Below are 8,116 nucleotides of genomic sequence, written 5' to 3' on the forward strand. Positions count from 1 at the left end.
TATTATGCTGAACATGAAGATTTCATTATGCCTCGTTCTCGTGCAAATGAAGTGGTTAACTTCGTAAAAGGTGGGCTTCGTGACCTCTCTGTTACTCGTACATCTTTTAGTTGGGGTGTTAAAATGCCGGCCTCTTTAAATGATGATAAACATGTAATGTATGTCTGGCTTGATGCTCTACTTAACTATATTACAGCTCTTGGTTATGGTGGAGATGAGGCAAATATGAACTATTGGCCTGCTGATATTCATTTTGTTGGAAAAGATATTCTGCGTTTTCATGCTATCTACTGGCCTGCATTTTTAATGAGTCTTGATTTGCCGCTTCCTAAACATATTGGTGCACATGGTTGGTGGACTCGTGATGGTGAAAAGATGAGTAAATCAAAAGGCAATGTAGTCTCTCCTAAAGAGGTTGCTGATGCTTATGGTGCTGAAAATTTACGCTATTTTATGCTTAGAGAAGTTCCTTTTGGACAAGATGGAGATTTTTCACAGCGCGCATTTATTGACCGTATAAATTCAGAACTCTCAAATGACCTTGGAAACTTACTTAACCGTATTATTGGTATGAGTGGAAAATATAGTGACTTTGAAATTGACAGCGTTGATGTTGTAAAGTACCACTCAAAAGAGCTTGAAGCTATGAACACTGTGCTTGATTCTTTAGACTCTTTCTTAGAAAAACTCCAACCACATAGATACCTAGAGGAGTTGTGGAAACTTTTTGCAATTGGAAATGGTGTTATTCAAGAGTCTGAACCTTGGGTAAAAATGAAAAATGGACAAAAAGATGAAGCACTTGCTACTGTTGCTGTGGTTGCAAATATTTTAGCTAAAGCTGCTGTTATGCTACATCCTGTTATGCCAAATACTACAAATACAATTGCTGATGCTCTTGCGTTTGAGATAAATACAGAGAGTTATAAAGAGCTTGTAGTTGATAAAAAACTTTTAAAAGTATTTAATATCAAAAAAGTGCCACCACTCTTTCCTCGTGTTGAAGAGCCTTTAATGCAAGAAGCACCAAAAGCAGAGCCTACTCCTATAGTTAAAGAAGAAAAAAAGAGCAAACCAGTAGCAAAAGAAGATGATAATCTTATAGAGATTGGGCAATTTTTTGAAACTTCATTGAAAGTAGGTACTGTTGTAGAAGCCCAAGAAGTACCAAAAAGTAAAAAACTTCTTAAACTCCAAATAGATCTTGGTGAAGAGTCAAACCGTCAAGTTGTTGCAGGTATAAAAGAGTTTTACTCTCCTCAAGATTTAGTAGGTACACAAGTATGTGTAGTTGCAAACCTCAAACCAGCAAAACTTATGGGTATGATGAGCGCAGGAATGCTTCTTGCTGCTAAAGATGAAGATGGTCTATGTTTAATAAGACCTGAAAAACCAAAAAAGGCAGGCACACCTGTTGGATGAGACTTGAAAATACAGTAGCACTTATAAATGGAGAGCTTATAAACTCTCCATTTATCAATAATTTTACAAATATTATTTTAGAAGCTAAAGCAGTACGAAGAGGAGATCTTTTTATTGCTTTTGAAGAAGAAACTATAGAAGAAGCCATATTTAATGGTGCTTATGGTGTTATATTTGATAAACCTACACAAATTACAGATAGTGAAATTGCATGGATAAAGGTACAAAATATCGAAGATGCACTTGTTCGTTTGCTGCGTTTTGAACTTTTAAATAAAGAGATAACTGTCTACTCGTGTGATGAGATTGTACTTAAACTTGCATTGCAAGTTGTAACGGAACCTACTTTTATTGCTCTTAGAGGTGATATTAAATCAGTATTTAAAAGTTTAGCACATATTGAAGAGCACTATACAGTTCTTTTTAGCCCTACTCTTACTACGCCGGATATTTTCACACAAATAAAAGAGATGCCAAAAAATTCTCATAGTAGTATAAATATAATAGAGCAAACCCTTTTTGAGACATCTTTTATTTATGATGATGTTTTTTATGAAAGGCAACTTATTTCTCCATTTTTTATGCCTTATTTAGAGCGTTTATTGTCACTTTTTAAGAAATTAAAAATAAATTTCAGATTGAGAAAATTTACACCTATTGATCATTTTGAAGCAGTTTTTACAAATAAAAATTTTGAGATAAAAGAGTTTGGAACAAGTGATAAAGTACTTATTTTTGAAAAAAACTCCTCTTTAATTGAAGATGAAATTCTTTTTTTACATAAACACTCTACTTGGGCGAAGAGTATCTATATTCTTCCAAACGCAATGAAGAAAAACCTCTCAAAAGAACTGCTTGAAACAGCAGATATATTTTTCTACCATTCAAAAGAAGAGATAAAAAAAGTGCTTAAAACAAATATTTTTCACTTTGCACTTGTTGCAGGGGTAGATAAGTCAATACTAGATAAACCGCTTATACGACAAACGCAGTTAACTTTAGATTTTTAATAAATATTTTAATAAATAATGCTATATTAAAAATATCAATCAAAAAGGATTCATAAAATGAAAAAAACACTCTTAGCAATGCTATTTTTAGCAGCTTCGCTCTCTGCTTTGGAGATTCAACACACTACGGTAAAATTCACTGCGTTTAAAACCTATGCTAAAATAGGCGTTAGTGGCGTTTTTGATAAGGTAGTAGTAAAAAGCACAAAAGCAAATAATGTAAAATCTCTTTTGTCAAACGCAGTAGCTACTATTGATACATCAAGCGTTAATAGTGGTAACAAAGGAAGAGATATTAAGCTTGTCAGTAAATTTTTTGCTGTACAAAATGTAAAAAACATTAAGGCAACACTTTCTAATGTCCAAGATAAATCATTAACTGCTACCATTTCTATGAATGGAAGAACTTTAGTAATTCCTATGAGTTATACTGTAAAAGGAAATGTTGTTAAAGCAAAAGGAACAATAGATTTGGGTGATTTTTCTATGATACCATCACTAAAATCTTTGAATAAAGCTTGCTATGTACTACATAAAGGTAAAACTTGGCAAGATGTTGTTATCTATTTTTCAATAGAATACAAGTAAATGAATCGTAGAGATTTTTTAAGTACAGCAACACTTACTTCTGCAGCCATTGCTCTTAATGGTTGTAATGAGAGTAATCATGTTGCTATTGACTATTCAAAACATCCCAAAAAACATGATGCCACAAAACATATAAATATCAATAAAAATAAAAAAACCGTTATTAAGCTTGCTACAAGTTGGCCTGCACACTTTCCTATAATGGGAACAGGAGTAGAAAAATTTGCTAAACGAGTAGAAGATATTAGTGGTGGTTCTTTGCAAATAAAAATTTATCCTAAAAATGTTTTGGTTCCAGCTCTTGCTGTTTTTGATGCCTGCTCTAGTGGACAAATAGATGCTTTTCACTCTGGTCCATATTATTGGAAAGGGAAAAATTCTGCATTTGCACTCTTTAGTGGTATGCCTTTTGGTTTTACTGCCGAAGAAATCAATTCATGGATGCTTTTTGGTGGCGGTATGGATTTATGGCGAGAGCAATATGCAAAATATAATCTTCACCCATTTTTAGGTGGTAATACAAATATTCAAATGGGTGGTTGGTTTAGAAAACCTATTCACTCTTTAGCTGATATGCAGGGTCTAAAAATGCGTATTCCTGGTCTTGGAGGTGAAGTTTTTTCACGAATGGGTGTCAACCCTATTTTACTTCCTGCTGGAGAAATTTATACTTCACTTGAAAGAGGTGTTATTGATGCTACTGAATGGGTTGGACCTGCCCTTGACATTAAAATGGGATTCTACAAAGTTGCCCCTTACTACTACTCAGGTTGGCATGAACCAGGTTCTGTTTTGGAACTTACCTTTAACAAACATCTTTGGAGTAAACTTGCTTTTGAACATCAGTCTATGATAGAAGTTGCAAGTAGTGAGCTTAATGCAAATATGGCTACAGAATTTCACGCAAAAAACATTCAAGCACTACAAAAACTAAAAAAATTAAATGTAACACTTGCACAATTTCCTGATGATGTTACAGCAGCCGGAAAAAAAGCACTTGTAGAAGTCGTTCGTGATTTGAGTGCTAAAAATGATGACTTTGCAAATGTATATAAATCTATAGCTTCCTATCTTACTCTTTCTAAAGAGTGGAGTGATGTAAGCCTAAAATACTTTTTAAATATTAGATAGTATTAGCTTCTCTGTTTGCTTTAAAGTAGTAGTATTTCAGAAAATATTAGAAAGACACTTTTTGAAAAAACTACTACTTTTAAGCGCTATTTTCCCTACCCTGCTCTTAGCTTCATTTAGAGGCTATCTTATTGACAACAAAAGTGCATTGCCTATTGTAAACGCAACTATTAGTGATTCAAAAATCACAACAAAAAGTGATAAGAATGGTCTGTTCTTTATAAATTCCAATGAAACTTTGTACCATGTAAAAGCCTACGGCTACAGACCTCTTTCTTTTAACAGTGATTTGAATACGAGTATGATAGCACTTGAACCTATAAAAGTAAAAGCACTTTATCTAACATTTTGGGGAGCGAGTAACAACTCAGGAACTTTGAAAAAGATTTTAAATATTGCTGATAATACAGAGGTAAACGCAGTGGTCGTTGATGTAAAAAACGAGTATGGTTCAACCTCTTTTTTGACTCACTTTAAACAGGCAAATAGTTATGGAGCACAAAAAAATCGTACAAATAGGAATATTCAAAAGTTTATTAGAACAATGAAAGCACACCATATTTATACCATTGCCAGAATTGTGACTTTTAAAGATGAAATACAAGCATCACATAATCCAGAGTATGCAATTAAAAAAGATAAAACTAATACCATTTGGCGAAATCATGACAATATGGCATGGGTTGATCCATTTGATAAGCGTTCTCGTGATTATACTATTTCTATAGCTGAGGAGGCCGCAAAGGCAGGTTATGATGAAATAAATTTTGACTATATCCGTTTTCCTGCAAAATTAGGACTTAAATATTCGCAGCAATGTATACAAGCAAAACGGGTAAAAGCCATAGAGGCATTTTTGGATGAAGCGAAAAAAAGATTACGAAAATATGGTGTTTTTATTTCAGTTGATACTTACGGAAACATCTGCTGGGGAAAAGATGACAATGGAATAGGACAAACAGTTACTTCTCTTGCACAACATGCAGATTACTTATGTCCAATGCTCTATCCATCAGGTTTTTCAAGTGGTTCTTTTTATTTTAAATATCCATCTTTGCATCCCTATGATGTTGTTTACAGAAGTATAAAAAAGATTCAAGATAGAATTCCAAGTGCTAGAGTACGCCCTTGGTTGCAGGGATTTCGCGATTATACTTCACAACATAAAGCCTATAAAAAAGCAGAAATTCAAGCACAAATACAAGCTACAGAAGATATAGGAACAGATGGTTGGATGCTTTGGTCGCCTTCAAGTAAGTATAAGTTAGAGTATCTCATCAAGTAAGCGAATTTCTTTTAGCTTTTTTCGTAGGTTTTTAGAGTTTGCTAGGTAACTATCAACAAAAGAGTGAAACTCTTTAGAGTGGTTCATATGCACAAGATGAGATAATTCATGCACTACCACATAATCAATAAGCTCTTTTTGCACTTTCATTAGTTGCGTATTGAGTGTTATCTCTTTTCTTGAGTTGCAACTTCCCCATCTGCTTTTCATTTTTCTAAACTTTAAAGCTGTGTACTCCAAACGCATCAAAGCACTAAAATATTCTACTCTCTCTGTCAAATACTCCTCTGCACTGCGTTTATAAAATATGTCGTAAGCCTTAGAAATTTTTAGAGAATCAGCCGTATCTAATTTTAACAATTGTTTACGAAGTAAAGTAACTTCTTGAGAATCAATACTATAAATTTCACCAAAAAGTAGTACTTCATCTTGTAATGTTACTTTCAGTGGTGCATTTTTTTGGTTTTTAAGAAGTTGCTTTTTTATCCAATCACTTTTATCATTTAAAAATTTATAAACAAATTTTGTGGACTTTATAGGCGTTTTAACACTTAAAGTAGAGTCTGCATTTACACGCAAATAACTATGTTTTAATTTTGGAGCATAAATCAACTCTACACAAATGCCTTGAAACTCTAAAAATTTATTCATACGCTATTGGGTCATTTACTCCTGCTTCTTTAAAGCCATTTAAACGCAGTCGGCAGCTATCACATACACCACAAGCTCTCTGCTCATTTTTATAACAACTCCAAGTAAGCTCAAGAGGAACGCTGCGTTTAAGTGCTTCTTGGACTATTTCAGATTTTTTGAGATGTACAAGCGGCATCTTTATCTCAATTTTTGTTTCATCTTTTGTACCAAGGTTAATGGCCTTTTGCATTGCATTTATGTACTCTTCACGACAATCAGGGTAGCCACTGCTATCTTCTTCAACCACGCCTATACTTAAAACTGATGCACCCTCTTTTTCTGCAATGGCAGCTGCCATTGATAAAAAGATACCATTTCTAAAAGGAACATAGGTAACAGGTACACCCTCTTCTACTCCACCAGTAGGCACATCAATAGAGCTGTCAGTAAGTGCCGAAGCACCCAGTTGTTTAAAAAAATCTAAGTTTAGTACATACTTATTTGTAACATCGAGTGCTTTTGTAATATTATGAAAACACTCCAACTCTTTTTTTTGAGTATTTTGCTCATAATTAAAATGTACTGCTATTATTTCGTATCCTGCATCTTGCATCATGTAAGCGCTAAGGGTAGAATCCATCCCTCCACTCATAATGCAAACTGCTTTTTTTCTCATATTTATTTCTTGTTTCATAGTGCTATTTTAACATATATAGAATTTTTTTAATCTTTTTTAAAACAAAAGAGTTATAGAATGGTTCTAACACAAGAAAAAAGGAGCGACTATGGAAGTATCATCTTCAACAGGATCTGCTAGTGTACAGGTAGATGTTATGAAAAAAGCGCAAGATGTACAAGAAAAACAGATACAACAGCTCTTAGAGAGTTCGCAAGAGCAATCAAAAGAAGTAACAGCACAAAAAACTGGTGTTGGCGGTAATTTAAACATTACTGGATAGGTGTGAAGTTTTTATAACTTCACTCCATAAACTCTAAGCCCCCATTTGATATAATTTCACTTATGATAGATATTGACAACCAAACCTCATTTAATATAGATGAAACTTTTTTACAAAGAGTTTCACAAACACTTACAGACAAAGATATTGAACTTGTTGTGACAACAAACGCAGTAATTCAAGAGATGAACAAAGAGTATCGCAATGTTGATAAAGCAACTGATGTTTTGAGTTTTCCCTATGAAGAGATGCCAAGAGCCCCGCTTGGAAGCATTGTTATTTCTGTTAATTTTGTACAACAAAAAGCAGAAGAGTTTTCCCACTCTCAAAACGATGAATTTAGTTTACTCTTTATTCATGGTCTGCTCCATCTACTGGGTTATGACCATGAAGCAGACAATGGAGAAATGAGAGCAAAAGAGGAAGAACTTATAAATAAATTTAAACTCCCAAAGAGTTTAATAGTACGAACAGAAGGTAAATAATATATGGATTATGTGATTTTTATAGTTGCTATGGGTGCGCTTATATATGGTGCAGATTTTATTATAAAAGAGTCGGAGCGTATTGCTCTTCATTTTAACATTTCTCACTTTGTGATAGGTGCGACGCTTGTTGCGTTTGGAACTTCTTTACCAGAGATGGCAGCTTCTATGATGGCAGCATCTGAAGGTAAAGTCGATATGGCAGTTGCCAATGTCATTGGTAGTATTATTTTTAATACTGCATTAGTTTTAGGCATAGTATTTATGATTGCAAAATCAATGATGCCAGATCGTGATCTTTTTTCAAAAGATAGTGCTTGGGTTATTGTTCCTGTTGTGATTTTTTTAGTTATGATTCAAGATGGTGTCATCAGTAGAGCAGATGGTCTTCTCTTTTTACTTATGATGGTCTCTTATCTCTTCTTCTTATTTACAAGTAATAAAGATGAACTTGAGGGTGAACTTGATGCAGATTTGGAAAAAGAGAAATTTCAATGGGGAAGAGCTATTCTACTCCTTGGTATAGGCTTTGCACTTACAATTGGTGGTGCCAATTTTGTTGTTGAGAGCGGTACACATATTGCAAGACACTTAGGTGTGAGT

The 8,116-nt window shown here is 33.9% G+C and carries 9 protein-coding genes and 1 pseudogene; 8 read left to right on the forward strand and 2 right to left on the reverse strand.

Annotated features, from left to right (window positions below; all coding sequences use genetic code 11):
- The 5 genes from metG to MVY38_RS07980 form a co-directional block, all read left to right on the forward strand.
- Positions 1-1,422 (forward strand): methionine--tRNA ligase subunit beta (gene metG / locus MVY38_RS07960; protein ID WP_297485038.1); only part of this gene is annotated, 1,422 nt, incomplete at its 5' end.
- Complete coding sequence (locus MVY38_RS07965; RefSeq protein ID WP_297485040.1) at positions 1,419-2,432, forward strand: hypothetical protein; 1,014 nt, start codon at positions 1,419-1,421, stop codon at positions 2,430-2,432. The genes metG and MVY38_RS07965, both read left to right, overlap by 4 nt.
- A 57-nt stretch (positions 2,433-2,489) precedes the next feature.
- Entirely contained in the window at positions 2,490-3,020 is a 531-nt protein-coding gene (locus tag MVY38_RS07970; protein ID WP_297485042.1) for a YceI family protein, read from the forward strand.
- Complete coding sequence (dctP, locus tag MVY38_RS07975; protein WP_297485043.1) at positions 3,021-4,151, forward strand: TRAP transporter substrate-binding protein; 1,131 nt, start codon at positions 3,021-3,023, stop codon at positions 4,149-4,151. It begins immediately after the preceding gene.
- A 61-nt stretch (positions 4,152-4,212) separates the two neighbouring features.
- Entirely contained in the window at positions 4,213-5,436 is a 1,224-nt protein-coding gene (locus MVY38_RS07980; protein WP_297485045.1) for a putative glycoside hydrolase, read from the forward strand.
- Here MVY38_RS07980 and MVY38_RS07985 read toward each other — a convergent pair.
- Positions 5,416-6,087: a SprT family zinc-dependent metalloprotease gene (locus tag MVY38_RS07985; RefSeq protein WP_297485047.1), complete on the reverse strand. Its 672-nt coding sequence runs from the start codon at positions 6,085-6,087 to the stop codon at positions 5,416-5,418. The two genes, MVY38_RS07980 and MVY38_RS07985, sit on opposite strands and share 21 nt — an antisense overlap.
- The gene (gene queC, locus MVY38_RS07990; protein WP_297485049.1) at positions 6,080-6,763 is read right to left on the reverse strand and encodes a 7-cyano-7-deazaguanine synthase QueC; all 684 of its coding nucleotides are present in this window, start codon (positions 6,761-6,763) and stop codon (positions 6,080-6,082) included. The genes MVY38_RS07985 and queC overlap by 8 nt, the downstream gene beginning before the upstream one ends.
- A gap of 91 nt (positions 6,764-6,854) precedes the next feature.
- Between queC and MVY38_RS07995 the strand changes: the two genes are divergently transcribed.
- The 3 genes and pseudogenes from MVY38_RS07995 to MVY38_RS08005 form a co-directional block, all read left to right on the forward strand.
- Positions 6,855-7,028, forward strand: a complete 174-nt coding sequence (locus MVY38_RS07995) for a putative motility protein (protein ID WP_297431162.1) — start codon at positions 6,855-6,857, stop codon at positions 7,026-7,028.
- A 62-nt stretch (positions 7,029-7,090) separates the two neighbouring features.
- Positions 7,091-7,513, forward strand: coding sequence for an rRNA maturation RNase YbeY (gene ybeY / locus MVY38_RS08000; RefSeq protein WP_297485050.1), 423 nt, complete (start codon positions 7,091-7,093; stop codon positions 7,511-7,513).
- A gap of 3 nt (positions 7,514-7,516) precedes the next feature.
- A pseudogene (locus MVY38_RS08005) lies at positions 7,517-8,116 on the forward strand (sodium:calcium antiporter); the annotation flags it as partial.

Source organism: Sulfurimonas sp. (assembly GCF_027056685.1).
Lineage (GTDB): Bacteria > Campylobacterota > Campylobacteria > Campylobacterales > Sulfurimonadaceae > Sulfurimonas.